13 protein-coding genes are annotated in these 18,128 nt (G+C 70.5%); 11 read left to right on the forward strand and 2 right to left on the reverse strand.

The window, feature by feature from the left end; genetic code table 11:
- Positions 1–183: 183 nt before the first annotated feature.
- Positions 184–2,925: an excinuclease ABC subunit UvrB gene (gene uvrB, locus AO398_RS23755; protein ID WP_058194645.1), complete on the reverse strand. Its 2,742-nt coding sequence runs from the start codon at positions 2,923–2,925 to the stop codon at positions 184–186.
- Between the two features lie 81 nt (positions 2,926–3,006).
- Here uvrB and AO398_RS23760 point away from each other — a divergent pair, with 81 nt between their 5' ends.
- The 10 genes from AO398_RS23760 to AO398_RS23805 all read left to right on the forward strand — a co-directional run bounded on the left by AO398_RS23760 (position 3,007) and on the right by AO398_RS23805 (position 13,779).
- On the forward strand, positions 3,007–3,492 hold the full coding sequence (locus tag AO398_RS23760; protein ID WP_058194646.1) for a VOC family protein: 486 nt from the start codon (positions 3,007–3,009) through the stop codon (positions 3,490–3,492).
- 158 nt (positions 3,493–3,650) lie between these two features.
- Positions 3,651–4,268, forward strand: coding sequence for a hypothetical protein (locus AO398_RS23765; protein WP_058194647.1), 618 nt, complete (start codon positions 3,651–3,653; stop codon positions 4,266–4,268).
- A complete protein-coding gene (locus AO398_RS23770) occupies positions 4,255–4,644 on the forward strand; it encodes a transcriptional regulator (RefSeq protein ID WP_082643425.1) in 390 nt (129 codons plus the stop codon). Before AO398_RS23765 ends, AO398_RS23770 begins: the two co-directional genes overlap by 14 nt.
- A gap of 77 nt (positions 4,645–4,721) precedes the next feature.
- Positions 4,722–5,444, forward strand: coding sequence for a di-trans,poly-cis-decaprenylcistransferase (locus AO398_RS23775; protein ID WP_058194649.1), 723 nt, complete (start codon positions 4,722–4,724; stop codon positions 5,442–5,444).
- 51 nt (positions 5,445–5,495) lie between these two features.
- Positions 5,496–6,764: a bifunctional phosphopantothenoylcysteine decarboxylase/phosphopantothenate--cysteine ligase CoaBC gene (gene coaBC / locus AO398_RS23780; RefSeq protein WP_058194650.1), complete on the forward strand. Its 1,269-nt coding sequence runs from the start codon at positions 5,496–5,498 to the stop codon at positions 6,762–6,764.
- 632 nt (positions 6,765–7,396) lie between these two features.
- On the forward strand, positions 7,397–8,611 hold the full coding sequence (locus AO398_RS23785; RefSeq protein ID WP_160329354.1) for a carbohydrate porin: 1,215 nt from the start codon (positions 7,397–7,399) through the stop codon (positions 8,609–8,611).
- A gap of 574 nt (positions 8,612–9,185) precedes the next feature.
- Positions 9,186–11,249 carry a HAMP domain-containing methyl-accepting chemotaxis protein gene (locus AO398_RS23790; RefSeq protein WP_244498875.1) on the forward strand — a complete coding sequence of 688 codons (2,064 nt, stop codon included), beginning with the start codon at positions 9,186–9,188 and terminating at the stop codon, positions 11,247–11,249.
- 88 nt (positions 11,250–11,337) lie between these two features.
- The gene (locus AO398_RS23795) at positions 11,338–11,754 is read left to right on the forward strand and encodes an FKBP-type peptidyl-prolyl cis-trans isomerase (protein ID WP_007569323.1); all 417 of its coding nucleotides are present in this window, start codon (positions 11,338–11,340) and stop codon (positions 11,752–11,754) included.
- 35 nt (positions 11,755–11,789) lie between these two features.
- Positions 11,790–13,160, forward strand: a complete 1,371-nt coding sequence (locus tag AO398_RS23800) for a Wadjet anti-phage system protein JetA family protein (RefSeq protein ID WP_058194653.1) — start codon at positions 11,790–11,792, stop codon at positions 13,158–13,160.
- Positions 13,153–13,779, forward strand: a complete 627-nt coding sequence (locus tag AO398_RS23805; protein ID WP_058194654.1) for a DUF4194 domain-containing protein — start codon at positions 13,153–13,155, stop codon at positions 13,777–13,779. The genes AO398_RS23800 and AO398_RS23805 overlap by 8 nt, the downstream gene beginning before the upstream one ends.
- A gap of 110 nt (positions 13,780–13,889) precedes the next feature.
- Here AO398_RS23805 and AO398_RS23810 read toward each other — a convergent pair whose 3' ends face one another.
- Complete coding sequence (locus AO398_RS23810; protein WP_058194655.1) at positions 13,890–15,566, reverse strand: HAMP domain-containing methyl-accepting chemotaxis protein; 1,677 nt, start codon at positions 15,564–15,566, stop codon at positions 13,890–13,892.
- Between the two features lie 173 nt (positions 15,567–15,739).
- On the opposite strand from AO398_RS23810, the gene AO398_RS23815 reads away from it, so the two are divergent.
- A partial coding sequence (locus AO398_RS23815) for an ATP-binding protein (RefSeq protein WP_058194656.1) occupies positions 15,740–18,128 on the forward strand: 2,389 nt, incomplete at its 3' end.

Consider the following 18,128-nt stretch of genomic DNA (forward strand, 5'->3'; position numbering starts at 1 on the left):
GCGAGATCGTCCGCGACGGGGCCGGCGGGGGGCCGCGGCCGCCCGCCCGGGCGGCCCCCCCCGCCTGTGACGAGGCCTGCACCGCCCTCGCCCCCCGGATTGCCGAGGCGCTCGGGGACGAGGGCGGGGGGGTGGCGAGCCGCTACGCCGGCCGGGACGACCGGGCCGCCTGACCGAGGCGGGTCAGCCGCGCTTGCGGCCGCCCCCGCCCTTGTATTTCGGCTTCTGGCCGCCGAGGCCCTGGGTCGAGCGGGGCTTGGGCCGCTCCTGCCACGGCACCGCGCCGGCCGGCATCTCGCGATCGGTGCCCGGGCCCATATTGTCGAGGTCGGGCTTCGAGATCCGGGTGGGACCGGCGCCCCGGGGCGCCTTGCGGCCGTACTTGCCGGCCTCGCGCTCCACATCCCCCTGCCGGGCCATGGGATCGTCCGAGACCAGCAACTCCGTGGCCTGGAGCCGCTTGAGCTCGTCGCGCAGGCGCGCCGCCTCCTCGAAGTCGAGATCCGCCGCAGCTGTGCGCATCCGCTTCTCCAGATCGGCCAGCACCGCCTTGAGGTTGTGGCCCACCGTGATCGCGTCCTTGGCCAGGCCGGTATCGACCTGGACGTGGTCGCGCTCGTAGACGCTGTTGAGGATGTCGCTGATCCCGCGCTTCACGCTCTGGGGCGTTATCCCGTGCTCGGCGTTGTAGGCGAGCTGCTTGGTCCGCCGCCGCTCGGTCTCGGCCATCGCCCGCTCCATCGAGCCGGTGATGGAATCGGCGTACAGGATGCAGCGCGCGTCGGCGTTCCGGGCCGCCCGGCCGATGGTCTGTACCAGGGAGGTCTCGGAGCGCAGGAAGCCCTCCTTGTCGGCGTCGAGGATCGCCACGAGGGCGCATTCCGGAATGTCGAGACCCTCGCGCAGCAGGTTGATGCCGATCAGGACGTCGAAGGCGCCGAGCCGCAGGTCGCGGATGATCTCGATGCGCTCCAGGGTGTCGATGTCGGAGTGCATGTAGCGCACCCGCACGCCGTTCTCGTGCAGGTACTCGGTCAGGTCCTCGGCCATGCGCTTGGTCAGCGTGGTCACGAGCGTCCGGTAGCCGGCCAGGGCGACCGCCTTGACCTCGCCCAGCAGGTCGTCGACCTGGGCGCGCGCCGGGCGGATCTCGATCACCGGGTCGACCAGGCCGGTGGGGCGGATCACCTGCTCGGCGAAGACGCCGCCGGTGCGCTCCATCTCCCACTTGCCGGGCGTGGCCGAGACGTGGACCGTCTGCGGCCGCATCGCGTCCCATTCCTCGAAGCGCAGCGGCCGGTTATCCAGGCAGGACGGCAGCCGGAAGCCGTATTCGGCCAGCGTCGCCTTGCGGCGGAAGTCGCCCCGGTACATGCCGCCGATCTGGGGCACGGTGACGTGGCTCTCGTCGGTGAAGACCAGGGCGTTGTCGGGCAGGTACTCGAACAGGGTCGGCGGCGGCTCGCCGGGTCGGCGGCCGGTGAGGTAGCGCGAATAGTTCTCGATGCCGTTGCAGGCACCGGTGGCCTCGATCATCTCGATGTCGAAGGTGCAGCGCTGGTCGATGCGCTGGGCCTCGATCAGCCGGCCCATCTTGGTCAGCTCCTCGATCCGGCCGTTCAGCTCGTTCTTGATGCCCTTGATCGCCTGCTGCAGCGTCGGCCGCGGCGTGACGTAGTGGGAGTTGGCGTAGACCTTCACGAATTTCAGCTCGGCGATCTTCTTGCCGGTGAGCGGGTCGAACTCGACGATCGACTCGATCTCGTCGCCGAACATGCCGATCCGCCAGCCGCGATCCTCCAGGTGGGCCGGCCACAGCTCGATCGAATCGCCGCGCACCCGGAAGGTGCCGCGGGCGAAATCCGCCTGGATCCGCTTGTACTGGAGGGCCACGAGGTCGGCCACAAGCTGGCGCTGCTCGATCTTCTCGCCGAGCGTCACGGTGAACGACATCGCCGTGTAGGTTTCGACCGAGCCGATGCCGTAGATGCACGACACCGAGGCGACGATGATCACGTCGTCCCGCTCCAGCAGGGCCCGGGTGGCGGAGTGGCGCATCCGGTCGATCTGCTCGTTGATCGACGATTCTTTTTCGATGAACGTGTCGGAGCGCGGGACATACGCCTCCGGCTGATAGTAATCGTAATAGGAGACAAAATACTCGACGGCGTTATCTGGAAAAAAGGCCTTGAACTCGCCGTAGAGCTGCGCCGCCAGCGTCTTGTTCGGCGCCAGGATCAGCGCCGGCCGCTGGGTATGCTCGATGATCTTGGCCATCGTGAAGGTCTTGCCCGAGCCGGTCACGCCCAGCAGCACCTGGTCGCGCTCATGGGTCTGCACGCCCTTCACCAGCTCGGCGATGGCGGTGGGCTGGTCGCCCGCCGGCTCGAATTCGGATTTCAGCGTGAAGCGGAGGCCGCCCTCGGATTTCTGCGGCCGGTCGGGGCGGTGCGGCACCCAGGTCTGGCCGTCCTTGAACAGCGGGTTGCCCTCGATCAGCAGCCGCTCCAGCGCCGTCACGGTCGCGGAGGCGCCGCCGTCGCCGCCCGAATCCGGCAGATCGGCGCCCTCGGGCACCGGCCCGTCCTCAGGCGGGGTCAGCCCGAGGGCCTGGGCGAGCCGCGGATCGACCTCGGCCGCGTCGCCGAGCGCGTAGCCGGACTGCGGCGCTTCCGCGAACCCGTCGCGGGCGATCTCGACCTTGCGGGTGGCGGCTTTGCCGGTCTGCTCCTTGGTCGCTCGCCCCTTGGGTTTGCCCGGCCGCGGCTTTTCCGGCTCCGGCGCGATCGGCGGCGGCCGGTTGCGGTTCAGGGCCGGGTTCAGCAACGCGGCCAGATAGGTGTCGAGCGGCTTCAGCTCGGGTTTCGACGCCTTGGCGGACGAGGCCGAGACGGACGCGGCGCGCGGTTTCTTCGGAGCGGGCATGGGATCAATATGGGCTCCGCATGCGCCGCGAGAAACCCTCCGCGGCGCGGAGTTTTCCAGCTTTCACGGATGGCCCCGCCTATGACCGCACCGATCCATCCCGAAACCCGTATCGGGCACGTCCACCTCAAAGTCGCCGACCTGGACCGGGCGCTCGGCTTCTATTGCGGCGTGCTCGGCCTCGGCCTGACCCAGCGCTACGGCGAGCGCGCCGCCTTCGTCGCGGCCGGGGGCTATCACCACCATATCGGGCTCAACACCTGGGAAAGCCTCGGTGGATCGCCGCCGGCGTCGGGCACCACCGGGCTGTACCACCTTGCCCTGCTCTACCCGAGCCGGGCCGCCCTGGCGGATGCGCTCCGCCGGGTCGAGGCAGCCGGCATTCCCCTGGACGGTGCCAGCGATCACGGCGTCAGCGAGGCCCTGTACCTGCGCGATCCCGACGGGAACGGCGTCGAGCTGTACCGGGACCGCCCGGAGGCGGAGTGGCCGTGCGATCCGGACGGCGCCCTGCGGATGGTCACGGCCCGGCTCGATCTCGATGCTCTCCGCCGGGAAATTGCGTGATTACAACTCTTAGGTAGAATTCACCGTGCATTGGTCTCGACGAGACGGGCCGATGTTGAAAAAATTCGCCATGATGATCGGGCGAATTGGCTTGCGATGGCCGGGGCGCGCCGGTACTTTGCAGTGCAAAGCATGATGCAGCACAGGGGCTGAAACTCATGCAGGATCTGGATAAGGCGTTGGCCGACATCGTCGCGATCCGCTCGCAGATCGCACGCGAGACGGCGTTCCGCGGCCTCGGCGCGGCGACCGTCGCCGGCACCGGCGGCCTCGCGCTCGCCTGCGCGGTCGGCCAGGCGCTGTGGCTCGGCGATCCGGCCGCCCGGCCGGTCCTGTTCTTCGGCCTCTGGATCACCGCCGCCCTGGTAGCCTTCGCGCTGATCGGCGTCGAGGCGGTCCGGCGCAGCCGCCGGCTCCATTCCGGCCTTGCCGACGCCATGGTCTGGAACGCCATCGAGGTGTTCCTGCCCGCTGCCGGCACCGGGGCCTGCCTCGCCCTGGTCATCGCCCGGTTCGCGCCGGCCGAAATCTGGATGCTGCCCGGCCTCTGGCAGGTGCTGGTCGGCCTCGGCCTGTTCGCTTCGGCGCGGATCCTGCCCCGCGCGGTCCAGGGGGTCGGCGCGTGGTACCTGCTCACCGGCCTCGCCGTGCTGTCCTTCTCGGCCGAAACCCGCATCCTGTCGCCCTGGGCCATGGGGCTCCCCTTCGTGGTCGGCCAGATCTGGCTGGCCGGTATCGTCCATCGCGGCGCCCGGGCCTTCGATGATGACCTCTGACCGCGACGACGGCCGCTTCTCCTACGAGGGGCTTGACCGGATCATCCACGAGCGGGCGCGACTCAGCGTGCTCACCTCCCTGGTGGCCCATCCCAAGGGCCTGCCGTTCCCCGACCTCAAGCGCCTTTGCGGGTTGACCGACGGCAATCTGAGCCGGCACCTGGCGGTGCTCAGCGAGGCCGACCTGGTGAGCCTGGAGAAGGGCTTCGCCCTCAACCGCACACAGACGATCTGCCGCATGACGCCAACCGGGCGCAGGCGTTTCATTGGCTATCTCGGGGTGCTCGAGCAGGTGGTGCGCGACGCCGCCGTAGCGGCGGAGCGAAGTCCGGAGGGCGGGGTGCGCGGCCTCGATCCGGCCACGAAACCGGCCTGAGACCGCCGGATCGCGCAGAGACTGTCAACGCAACCCGAATAGACCGCAACGATACGCCCATGCCGGGAGACTTTACGATGCAAAGCGAAGCGGGGCCGGGGGGGCTGCACGCCGCGATCATCATGGACGGCAATGGGCGCTGGGCGACGCAGCGCGGCCTGCCGCGGCTGGCCGGTCACCATCGCGGCGTCGAGGCGATCCGGCGGACTGCCGAGGCCTGCCCGGATCTCGGCATCGGCACGCTCACGCTCTACGCCTTCTCGGCCGACAATTGGCAGCGGCCGGACGACGAGGTCGGCGGCCTGATGCGCCTGCTGCGCTCCTACCTGCGCAACGAGACCCAGCGGCTCGCCCGCACCGGCACCCGGCTGAGCGTCGTCGGCCGCCGCGACCGCCTGCCCCGGGGCATCCCCGAGGCGATCGCCGCCGCCGAGGCGGCCACCGCGGCCGGAACCCGCCTGCATCTGCGGATCTGCGTCGACTATTCCGCCCGGGACGCGATCATCGCGGCGGCGCAGGCGCTCCAGGGCAGCGACGCCACCCGCGAAAGCTTCGGCGCGCTGGTGGCCGGACAGATGCACGGCTCGCCGGTGGACGTCGATCTCGTGATCCGGACCGGCGGCGAGCAGCGTCTCTCGGATTTCCTACTCTGGGAGGCGGCCTATGCCGAGCTCCATTTCACCGACCGGATGTGGCCCGATTTCGGCCCGGACGACCTCGCCGCGGCAATGGCCGAGTTCGCCCGCCGGGACCGGCGCTTCGGCGGCCTGAAGACCGCGGCGGTCCCGGCGGCGGCCTGAACGCCTCCGCCCGCTTGACGGGCGCGCCGCCTCAGGCAGAGGCTTTTCGCTATGACCGAAACCCTCGCCAACCGCCGCGTGCTGCTCATCATCGGCGGCGGCATCGCGGCCTACAAGGCCCTCGACCTGATCCGGCGCCTGCGCGAGCGCGGCGCCAGCGTCTGCCCGGTCCTGACCGCGGGCGCGCAGGAATTCGTCACGCCGCTGGCCGCGGCGGCGCTCGCCGGCGAGCGGGCCCATACCGACCTGTTCGACCGGGCCGAGGAGGCCGATATCGGCCATATAAAGCTGGCCCGGCAGGCGGATGCCGTGGTGGTGGCGCCGGCCACCGCCAACCTGATGGCCCGCATGGCTGGCGGCCACGCCGCCGACCTCGCCACCACGATCCTGCTGGCGACGACGCTGCCGATCCTGATCGCCCCGGCCATGAACGTGCAGATGTGGGCGCATCCGGCGACCCGGCGCAACCGCGCCACCCTGGAGGCCGACGGCGTACGCCTCGTCGGGCCCAATGCCGGCAGGATGGCTGAAGCCGAGACCGGTCCCGGCCGCATGGCCGAGCCCAACGAGATCGCCGACGCCCTGGAGCGGATGCTGGACAAGGCCGGCGCCGAGGCACCCGGCCTCGGTTTCCTGGCGGGCCGCTCGATCGCGGGTGCGCGTCCCCTCGCCGGCCGGCGCGTGCTCGTGACCTCCGGGCCGACCCATGAGCCGATCGACCCGGTGCGCTACCTTGCCAACCGCTCGTCCGGTCGCCAGGGCCACGCCATCGCGGCGGCCGCCGCGCAAGCCGGCGCGACCGTGACCCTGGTCTCCGGGCCGGTCGCGATCCCGGATCCCGCGGGCGTCATGGTGGTGCGGGTCGAGACCGCCCGGGAGATGCTCGCCGCCGTCGCGGCGGCCCTGCCGGCCGACATCGCGATCTTCGCGGCGGCCGTGGCCGATTGGCGGCCCGAGACCGAGGCCGGCTCGAAGAAGCTCAAGAAGGACGGCAGCGGCCCGGCCCCGCTGACCCTTGTGGAGAACCCCGACATCCTCGCCACCGTGTCGCGGATGGAGGCCGGGCGCCCGCCGCTGGTGGTCGGCTTCGCCGCCGAGACCGACACCGTGCTCGACCACGCCCGGGCCAAGATCGCCCGCAAGGGCTGCGACCTGATCGTGGCCAACGACGTCTCGGCCGCGGGCGGCGTCATGGGCGGCACCGACAACACCGTCCACCTGATCCACCGCGACGGTGCCCAGGAGACCTGGCCGCGCCTCGGCAAGGACGAGGTCGCCCGCCGCCTGGTCGCGCATCTGGCCGGGATGCTGGGGCGCTGAACCGACGTCACGCCGGCACAATGCAACCGGACGTCGTTGATTTCGCCGCGGGTGTTGCCGCGAGTCCTCGCTCGGTTCGGCACGGTTCGGTTCTCGTATAGCCATCTCACCATCGCGACCAAGCGGTCCATGGTCGGCACGAACTCTGTCTCTGCCTGCATTGCTGGCAGATATGGGCCGCCCACCTCTGCAATCGTGAGCGGAATATCTCGTCCTGACTTGAAGAACCGTATTGAAAACCGATCGTCTTCCGGATCTATAGGCCGATAGGGCGAGTCCAAATCTCGCGATCGAAATCAAGTCGTTTTTCATATGAAGATTAGTGTCAGTAGAAATTTGCAATCTGCCGTTTTTTTAGCCTCTAAAGCCCAAGTGCCGAACAGAACACTGTCGGCTTGGGGGCATTATGGATCATGTCACGTAGACTACTATCGAAATGGGCGGCAGCGCTGTTGGTCATCGGCGCAAGTCCATTTGCCGGACTCGCGCAGGCACAGCCTTCGGCGCCGAAAGACACGGACGAATCTACGATTCTACCGGATCCGAACGCGCCGCAACGGTTGCCCCTCGATCGGCCGTCGACGCCTGCCCCGGACACCCGCCCCGCCGCCGGCTCGGTGGATCCGCGGAACGTGGGTCCGAAATTCGGCCTCCTCGGCAATCTCGGCGGCATCCGGGACCGGCTCTGGGAGAACGGCATCCTGCTCAACCTGGGCTACGTCCACGAGGCCGCCTCGAACGCGGCCGGCGGGGATCGCACCCTGGCGCGCGGGGCCGCCCAGTTCGTCGCCAAGGGCGTGTTCGATTTCGAGAAGATGTTCGGCCTGGCGGGCGGATCGGGCGTGGTCACGCTCACCCAGCGGCATGGGCGCGACCTGACCGCCGACGCGCATCTCGGCACCCAGACCAGCGTCGAGGAGATCTACGGCCGCAGCCGCATCTGGCGCCTGACCCAGTTCTGGTACGATCAGAAGTTCGGACCCTGGGTCGACCTGAAGATCGGCCGGATGCCGTCCAGCGACGATTTCGCCGGGTTCGCCTGCGAGTTCCAGCTCAACGCCCTGTGCGGCGCCCCGACCGGCAAGATTGCCGGCAATTACATCTACAACTTCCCGGTCGGCCAATGGGCGACCCGCCTGCGCGTCGGGACGGCGGACACGGCCTACGTCCAGGTCGGCGCCTACCAGGTCAACCCGGACAACCTCGTCGACGGCTTCAGCTTCGACTTCAGCAAGGGCACCGGAGCGTTGATCCTGTCCGAGGCGGGCTGGTTCCCGAAGCTCGGCGGCTTGGGCTACGCCGGCAGCTACAAGGTCGGCGGCTGGTATGAGACCAGCGGCGGCAACGACGTCTACCTGAACGACCGGCGCCTGCCCTCCGCCCTCTACCGGGGCCAGCCGCTGCACCACGACGGCCGGAACGGCCTGTATTTCGTCGGGGTTCAGGAGGTCTACCGCCCGGATCCCGCCAACACCGCGCGCAACGTCTCGGCCTTCGTCCGGGCCGTCGCCAGCGACCGGGACACCTCGATCTACTCCGCCCAGGTGACGAGCGGCTTCGTCTACAAGGGCTGGTGCCCGGAGCGTCCCAACGACTGGATCGGCCTCGGTGTCGGCCAGACCACCCCGAATCCCAGGGCTGTCGAGGCCATCGAGCTGCGCAACCTGATCAGCCGGACCAACCGGCGGCTCCCGGCGCAGGAGCGCTTCGTCGAGGCCTTCTACAGCATCGCCGTGAACGACAACATCGTCGTACGGCCCAATATCCAATACATCACCCGGCGTGCAACGCCGGAACGCAAGCCTGATGTCGTGGTGTTCGGCCTGACCTCGCTGATCACCTTCTGACATGGCGTCCCGAAACGATTTTCCCGGCTTTCGGGACGTGGGGGATCGGGGACGAGGGCATCGTCGCGGCGCCACGCATCGCGACGGTGCTGCCTTGCGTGCCGCCGAAGGAACGATCGGTCCCGCCAAGCGCCTATGCCGGATCGGAGACCCGGAGCCGCCCGGTCAGCCGATCGGGACCACGCGTGTGTCGCACGGGCCACCGTCCAACCCCTGCGGTGCCGCACGGATGAGACCCGAGCGCCTTCGCCCCACCGCTCCGCCGGTGGGGCGAAGGCTATCATCGGACGCTCCGCGCCGCGGTGATCAATGACGCGTCGGATTGTAACCGTGAAGACGGTGTTAAACGACGGCTCGATCGCAGCATATCCGGCAAATTAATTTGGTTTATCTCGGTAATTTATGAAGTTGCTGCCGTATTGGATTTGAGTTTCGGCGCACCTTAGAGGTGGATCAGACAAGATCGAAGGCATATCGATCGACAAAATCGATCTTATGGGACATGAACGCACCATCCCTAGGCCGTTGGAGTTGTGCGGTGGTTCGCCTGCAGAATATTTCGATCCGCTCGAAGATGGGCCTCGTGTTCTTCGTCTTGGGTCTGATCATCTTCACCTATGCAACGAACGCGCTCATCGGGGCGCGCCAGCAGGCGGTTCAATCGGAGGCTGGCATCTCCCTGGTGCGGGCGAGCCGGGCGCTGCTCCAGACCCTGTACGCGACGCGGCTTGAGCGGGGCGCCACTCTGCAGTTCCTCGCCGCCGATCAGCCCATGGATGCCGAAACCCTGTCCGGGCTTTACGCGGACCGGCAGCGTGCGGTGACCGGTATCGCCGAGGCGACGGCGCTCGTCGGTGGGTTGGATCTGCCGTCCGTCAAGGCGACCCTCGGTCCGCTGCAGGCGGCGCGTGAGCGCGTCGAAGGGCTCCGGCCCCGGGTCGATGCGGCCTTGAAGGTGTCCAAGGTCCAGCGCGACACGTCGGTCACCCCGGAGGCACAGGCGGCCCTCCTGGCCATGCTCGACACCCTGACGGCCACGACCGATGCGGTCGATGCCGCGATCCCGCGCTCCGACACGATCCTGGAACGCGACCTTGCCCTCAAGCGCTCCGCCTGGGCGACCCGCATGGCGGTCGGCGCCATCGCCCTGCGGATCCAGACGTCCTTGTCGGCCGGCACGCCCTGGTCCCCGGCCGAGACCGTGGCGGCGGCGGAGGAGCGCGGTCGGCTCGACGCCACGTGGAAGGTCGCCACGGAGGCCGCGACCGACCTCTCCGACACGGTTCGCGCAGCCTTCGAGAAGGCCCGGGCCAACAATTTCGACGGAGCGCCGCTCGCCCGGCGCCTCGCCGTCTCGACCGCACTGGCCCAGCACGAGCCGCCGAAGATCACGCTCCAAGAGGCCCGCAAGCTCGATACGCCGGAACAGGCCACCATCGTGGACCTCGCCTACGCCGCCCTGGACGAGATGATCGCGCGCGCTGAGACCCTCGCCCAGGAAGCGCGCAGCGGTCTGGTCCGCAACGTCGCCGCGCTGCTGGTCTCCGCGCTGCTCGTCGCGCTCGGCCTCTTCGCCCTGATCCGCTACGTGCTCCGGCCGATCCGGACCATGACCGGGACCATGCAGGCCCTGGCGGATGGCGACGCATCGGTCGCGGTTCCGCTGCGCGACTGGGGCAACGAGATCGGCGCGATGGCGCGGACGGTCCAGGTGTTCAAGGACAACCTGCTTCGCACCCGCGCCCTGGAGGCTGAGACCGCCCAGGCGCGGGCCGCCGCCGAGGCCCAGCGCAAGGCCGGCATGCGGCAGATGGCCGAGCGCTTCGAGACCGCGATCGGCGGCATCATCGGCATGGTGTCGTCCTCGGCCACCGAACTCCAGGCCACCGCCCAGACCATGACGGCCACCGCGACCCAGACGGCGAGCCAATCGACCACGGTGGCCGCCGCCGCCGAGGAAGCTGCGACCAACGTCAACACGGTCGCCGCCGCCGCCGAGGAGCTGGGCACATCGGTCCAGGAGATCGGCCGGCAGGTCGACGGGTCCGCCAAGCTCGCGCTTAGCGCGTCCGCCGAGGCCGCGCAGACCGCACAGCTGGTGCAGGAGTTGAGCAGCGCCGTCGGCCGGATCGGCGACGTGGTCGGGCTGATCTCGTCGATCGCCGGGCAGACCAACCTGCTGGCGCTGAACGCCACGATCGAGGCCGCCCGGGCCGGGGATGCCGGGCGCGGCTTCGCGGTGGTGGCGTCCGAGGTGAAGGCGCTGGCCGAGCAGACCGGCAAGGCGACGGAGGAGATCTCCGCCCAGATCGCCCGGATCCAGGCGTCCACCGGCGGTGCGGTGACGGCGATCGGCTCGATCACGGCGCGCATCCAGGAGATCAGCGGCGTGGCGACCTCGATCGCCGCGGCGGTGGAGGAGCAGGGCGCGGCCACGCAGGAAATCGTGCGCAATGTCGGCCAGGCGGCGGCAGGCACCGGCGAGGTGACCGGCAACATCGCGGGCGTCGCCGATACCGCCGACGAAACCGGCAAGGCCGCGGGCCAGGTTCTCAGCGCGGCGACGGAACTGTCGCGCCAGTCGGAGACGCTGACCGCCGAGGTCGCGCGCTTCCTCGATACCGTCCGGGCGGCCTGATCGCCCGCCTCCCTGGCCTGGACGGACCTGAGTCGGTAGAAGGCCCCCCGACGGCCGGCGCGGACGGCGCCGGCTCCAGGGAGATACCATGCCTCGCCTGTCCCTCATTGCCGGAGCCGCGTTCATCGCCATGACAGCAGCCGCGAATGCCGAGATCGTCACCCTGCCCTCGGGCCTGAAGTATCAGGACGAGGTCGTGGGCACCGGGCCCGAGCCGAAGGCCGGCCAGCAGGTCACCGTGCAGTACACGGGCTGGCTCGATGAGGGCGGCAAGAAGGGCAAGAAGTTCGATTCCTCGCGGGACCGCAATCAGCCCTTCAGCTTCCCGCTCGGCGCCGGCCAGGTGATCAAGGGCTGGGACCTCGGCGTCGCCACGATGAAGACCGGGGGCAAGCGCACCCTGATCATCCCGCCGGAGCTCGGCTACGGCGCCCGCGGCGCCGGCGGCGTGATCCCGCCCAACGCCACGCTGATCTTCGACGTCGAACTCCTCGGCGCGAAGTAAGAGTCCGGCTGCGCGACGGCGAGAGTCCCAAGAAAATGCTGTTCGCGCAGCTGCCCGACGAGCTGTTCAAGCCCCTGGCTTCCCCAAGCCGGGGCTTCAACGCGGCCCTGCTGCTGCACCTGCACCGGCGCGTCCTCGGGGCGGAGCCGGTGCGCAAGGCGGAATTGCTGGCCGAGATCGGCGATTTCGCCGCCGGCTGGAGCGATCCGGAGATTTTGGGCGACGAGCCGATCTCCGCTGATCCGGCCGAGCGCCGCAACGCCCTCTACCGCCGGCTCCTGGAGACCGGCTGGCTGATCGAGCGCCGGGAGCGCTACGTGCCGGTGGTCGAGTTCGACCCCGAGGCGCGCCTGCTCCTCGAGGAGCTGTCGCGGCTGGAGCGCGGCGAGACCCGCTCCTATGGCGGCGCGGTGCTGGAGGTTCTGGGCGGCCTGGAGAGCGCCGTGTCCGATCCGGGCAGCCGCTCCGAGGCCCTGTCCAACGCCGCCCGGGCGTCGGCCGCCTTCCTGGCCCATGTCCGCGGCCTCGCCGCCGGCATGCGCAAGGTCGAGGAGCGGATCCTGCGCGAGCCCGACCGGGCCAAGACCTTCCGGCTGTTCTTCGAGGATTTCGTCGAGCGCCACCTGATCAGCGACTACCGAACGCTGCACACCCGCTTCAACCCGTTCCGATTCCGGGCCAGCGTGGTCCGCGAGGCCGGACGAGCCCTGCGCGACGCCCTTACCGTGCGGGCGCTGGCCGAGGGCCTGATCCGCGAGGGCCGCAGCCCCGATCTCGACACCGCCCAGCGGGCGGTCCGGGCGGATCTCGCCCAGATCCTCTCGGTGTTTGAGGGGTTGGACAACCATCTCGACGCGGTCGACGCCGTCGTGGCGCGCCTGGAGCGCCGTTTCGGCGCCGCGCTCCACGCCATGGACCGGCCGGACCCGACCGGGATCGAGCGCACCGCCGCGATGTTGCGCGCCGTCGGCGCCGCCGAGGTCGCCCCCGACGTGCCCCCGGTGGTGTCGTTGCTGCGGCCGCCGATCGGCCAGGCCCACCTGCAGACGCCGCGCGCCCGCCGCAGCGCCATCGATGTCGAGCCGCTGCCGGATATCGATGACGACCCCGCGGTCGACGCCTTCGCGGCCGCCAAGGCCGAGTTCCGCCGCCGCACCACCGTGACGCCGGAGACCATGACGGCCTTCGTCGAGGCGCGGCTCGGCAAGGCCGTGTCGCTGCGCGGCTCGCAGATCACGATCGCGGGCGTGGACGATTTCGTCGTGTTCCAGCGCCTGCGCGAGATCGACGTGCTGTTCGATGCGCGGCTGCGCGACCGCTACGCTGTGGTCCGGCTGCCCGAGCGGCTCGCCAATGGTTGGCTGGACTGCCCGGATTTCGTGGTGGAGCGTCGGGCCGGTGCTTGAGGGATTTCGCGCGATCATCGACGGCGACGAGCCGCCGCCTCCGGGCGCCCGTGCCCCCGACGCCGAGGAGCTGTGCCGCGCCCTCCAGGTGATGCTCAAGGGACAGGTGATCTACGCCGACACGCCGGGCATCGGCCGTTCCTACGAGCTCGCCCGGCACTACGCGCCGTTCTTCACCGACTACTTCGCCTGTCTCGGCTACGCCCTCACGGTCGCGCATCGCGACCAGATGGTGTCGCTGAGCCCGGCCGCCGACGCGCCCCGGCACGACATCGCCTCCGAGCGCCTGCGCAAGGACGAGACCCTGGTGCTGCTGGCGCTGCGGCTGCTCTACGAAGAGGGCCTGCGCGACAACCGCGCCGGCACCGATGGGATCGTCGAGTGCACCACCGACGAGATCGTGGAGAAGATCCGCGCGGTGGCGCGCAACGATCCCCCCGAGGAGGGCCGCCTCGCCGACATCCTGCGCCTCTACGCCCGCCGCGGCGGCCTCAGGATGGGCGAGCGCGACAGGGTCGAGCGAGTGACGCCGCTGTCGTTGCTGCCCGGCCTGGCGGTGCTCGCCTCCGACGCCTGGCTGGAGCGCCTGCGGGCGTGGTCGGAAGCCGGGGAGCTCTGAGAGCTCACCGTCATCGCGAGCGCAGCGAAGCAACTCAGAGAAGCGCAACATCCTGGAAACGCGCGCCGCCCTGGGTTGCTTCGCTGCGCTCGCAATGACGGCGTGATGCCTCAGGCCGCCCGCACCGTCGCCAGGAAGTGCTCCACCTCCTCGCCGAGCTGCGCCGCCTGGCGGGCCATTTCGGAGGCCGAATCCAGCACCTGCCCGGCGGCATTGCTGGTCGCTTCGGCGGCGCCGGCGACCCCGGTGACGTTGGCGGTCACCGCCTCGGTGCCGGTGGCGGCCTGGGTGACGTTGCGGACGATTTCTTGGGTCGCCGCGCCCTGTTCCTCCACCGCGGCGGCGATCGCGGTCGCCATGCCGCTGATCTCGCGGATGCGGGCCGCAATGCCGTCGATCGCCCGCACCGCCTCCCCGGTTGAGCCCTGGATCTCGCCGATCTGTGCCGCGATCTCGGCGGTGGCCCGGGCGGTCTGGGCGGCGAGCGCCTTGACCTCGGTGGCGACCACCGCGAAGCCGCGCCCCGCCTCCCCGGCCCGCGCCGCCTCGATGGTGGCGTTCAAGGCCAGCAGGTTGGTCTGCCCGGCGATCGACGAGATCAGGGCGACGACCTCCCCGACCCGGCTCGCCCCGGCGCTCAGCGCCTGGACCAGCTGCGCGGTCACGGCCGCCTCGTTGACGGCGGTTCGCGCCAGATCCGCCGAGGACCCGACCTGGCGCCCGATCTCGTCCACCGTCGAGCCCAGCTGTTCGGCTGCCACCGCTACGGTTGTCACATTGGTGGAGGCCTGCTCGGCCGCAGCTGCCGCGCTGGTCGACTGCCCGGCGGTCTGGGCCGCGGTCGCGCTCAAGCTCTGGGCGGTGGTCTGCAGCCGAGTCGCCGCCGCCGTCACCGAGCCGACGATGCTGCCGACGGCGCCCTCGAACCGGTCGGCGAGCGTGCGCGTCGCCGCCCGGCGCTGGGTCTCGGACTCGGAACGGGCCCGGGCCGCTTCGGCCTCGAGGCTGCGGGCGTGCAGCAGGTTCTGCCTGAACACCGCGACGGTGGCCGACATGGCGCCGATTTCGTCCCGCCGGGCCGCGTAGGGAATCGCCGCCTGCGTGTCGCCGTCGGCGAGGCGACGCATGGCCCGGGTCATGACGGTGATCGGCCGCGAGACGCCCACGAAACTGTATAGGGTCGCGCCGAGCGCGATCACCAGGGTGACAACCAGCATGATCACGGTCGAGCGGACCGCCTCCGCCTGGCTCCGGCGGGCGCTCCGGCCGGCCTCGTCGCCGGCCTTGATGTTCATCTCGGCAAGCGCGTGCGCGGCCCCGGCGGCGGCGACGTAATGCCCGTTCATCGTCCCGCGGAAATACGACATCGCCGGGTCGCGCTGCGCGAGGGTGAAGCCGCGCAGGCGCTCCCAGTCGTAGTGCTGGACCTTGAGCTTGGCGAGCAGGTCGTCGAACCGCGCCTGCTCGTCGGGCGAGGCGATCAGCGCCCGATAGGCCTCGACCTTGGCGTTGCGCTCCCGGGTCAGCCCGTCGACCTCCTTCACGGTGAGCTGCCGCTCGGTCTCGGCTGTTGCGGTGACGAACCGGACCTGGGCGAGGCGCGTGCGGATCACCAGGGCCTCGATCGCCTGCGCCTCGTTCATCGACAGGACCGCGTGGTCGAGCAAAGCTTCGAGCTGGCGGTCGAGGGCGATCATCTTATGGATCGCGAATCCCCCCTGGAGCGCCGCCGACAGGAGGAGCAGAGCGAATAGGCCGCTCAATTTGAGCTTCAGGCTGGCGCGCATGGTTTTTATCAATCCCCCCGGGCAGGGACGATACAGATGCCGAATTGTCTGACAAGTCACGAATCTCGGCCGCGGTGACAACCCGGCGTCATGAAGGCCGAAGCTTGCATGCGCGGCCGAACCCGGCCAACTGGGCCCCACGTTTCCCTGCAGCGGCCCGGCCTTCCGACATCGTGTACGTCCTCACCGATATCGCCATCTCGAACTGGTACCTGATCCGGCGGGAGCAGATCCGCCTGCGGGGCGCCGCCGCCCTGGTCGGGCCGACGGGGGCCGGCAAGTCGACGATCTTCGGCGCGTTCGGCACGGTGCTCGCCGGCAACAATGCCAGCCGCCTGGCGCTCAACGCCTCGGCCTCGGGCCGCAGCGCCCGCACGGTGCGCGACTATTGCCTCGGCTGGATCAGCGACCCGGCGGAGGGCGGAAGGCCGACGCGGGAATCCTGCGAGACCGTGCTGGCGCTGGTGTTCGAGAACCCGGCCTCGGGCCGCACCGTCACGGTCGGGCTGGCGCTCGCCGCCCGGGCCGTCGAGCCGCGCGAGACCGTGCTGTCGCGCTTCATCGCGGTCGGCCATCGGTTCGAGATCGCCGATTACGCCCGCACCGCCCCGGGGGGCAGCTTCACGGCGCCGTGGAGCGAGATCGCCGCGGATCTGCGCGCCCGGGCGGCGAGCTTGACCGAATACCGCACCTCCGGCGAGCGCTTCACCGCCGACATCCTGGCGACCCTACGGGAGGGCGCGCCCTCCCCCGAGCCCCGGCACTTCCTGCGCAGCTTCGCCAACGCGGTGGCGTTCAAGCCGATCTTCGACACCAGCGCCTTCGTGCGCGCCTTCGTGCTCGACCCGGAGCCGCTCGATGTCGAGCGGGTGCGGCTGTCCATCGCCAATTGGCGCCGCCTTCTGGAAACGATCGGCGAGCTGGAGAGCCGCCCCGCCCGCCTGCGCCGCCTGCGCGACCGCTACGAGGCCTGGAGCGAGGCGGTGCTGGCCGCTACCAACCACGAGTTCCGGGCGGCCTGCGCCGAGCTGCGCCGCCGCAGCCTCGATCTGACCGCGGTCCGGCTGCGCCTCAACGAGGGCGCCGACATCCTGCGGATCGCCCGGGAGCGAGTCGCCGCGAGCCGCGGGCATGTGCGCGAGATCGACGGCGAGATCGCCGAAAAGAAGGCCCTGCTCGCCGGCAGCGCCGCGGAAGGGCGACTGGCGGCCTCGACGCTGGGCCTGTCGATGCTGGAGCGGGACCGGAAGGAGCTGGTGGCGCGGATTTCCGACCTCGTCGGCGTCGTCGGCCAGATGGGCAAGCTCCAGCCGGTCGCCCCGATCCTGCGCCAGGCCTGCCCGCCGGCGGCGCGGCTCGCCGAATCCTGCGCCCGGGCGGGCCTGCGCCGCGAATCCTCACCCGAGGAGATCCTGCGGCCGGACGGGCCCCTGGCCGAGCTGATCGACGGGCTGGCGCGCCTGCCCGAATTCGACGAGGCCCTAGAGCGGGCCGCCGAGGACGCGGCGCTCAAGGCCCGCGCCCAGGAGAGCGAGGCCGAGCGCACCGCGCCCCGGACCGGCGCCGGACCGGCGGCGCGCCTGTCCTCCGACACGGTGGCGTTCCGCGGCGAGCTGGAGCGGCGCGGGATCGAGGCCCTGCCGATCTGCGAACTGGCCGAGATCGTCGATCCGCATTGGGGGCCGGCGCTGGAAGGCCTGCTCGGCCGCGCCCGCGAGGCTTTGGTGGTTTCCCCCGACCGGCTGAGCGAGGCTTTGGGCGTGCTCCAGTCAGGCCGCGACCGGTTCCACCGTTGCATCCTGGTCAAGACCACCGACACCGCCAAGCAGCGCCCGCGCCGCTACGACGACGGGCCGCTCACCGTGATCGAAACCAGCGATCCGCACGCGGAGGCGTTCCTGGGGGTGCGGCTCGGGGGCTACGATCTCGCCCGGGACGATGCCGAACTGGCGCGCCTGTCCCGCGCCGTGGCGCCGAGCGGGCGGACCACCGCCGGCATGGCCTATTCGGTGACCCGCAGCGTCGACCTGCTGATGACCCGCGGCCATCGCGGACCGACGGTGGACAGCCGCCGGGCGCACGAGGCCGCAGTTGCCGAAGCTCGCCGGCTGCGCGGCGAGGCCGCGGTCCTGCGCGAGGCCGCCCGCACCGCCGCGGCCATCCGCGCCCGGATCAGTCGCGGCCTCGACGATGTCGACGCCCTGCGGGGCGAACTCGACGGACTGGAAGGAAGGCGACGTACCCTCCAGACCGAGCGCGAGGGCATCGAGAAGCGCGACAACGCCGGCCTCACCGCCGAGATCGCCGCGCTGACCACCGAGCGGATGGGTTACCTGCGGGAATTGTCGGAGGAGCTGGAGCCGAAGCTCGACCGCCTGCTCGCCGACGAGGCCGCGCTGCGGGCGCGTCTCGGGACCGTCCGTGAGGCGGCCCGGGCTGCGCTCTCGGCCAGGCGTTCGGCCCTGCGGCAACTCATGGGCGGCGACGCGGCGCGGGTGCGCCTCGCCCGCTCGGAGCCGTTCAGCGTCGCGGCGATCGCCGCGCGCCGGAGGGCGCTGGCGA

The organism is Methylobacterium sp. GXS13 (assembly GCF_001455965.1).
Taxonomy (GTDB): domain Bacteria; phylum Pseudomonadota; class Alphaproteobacteria; order Rhizobiales; family Beijerinckiaceae; genus Methylobacterium.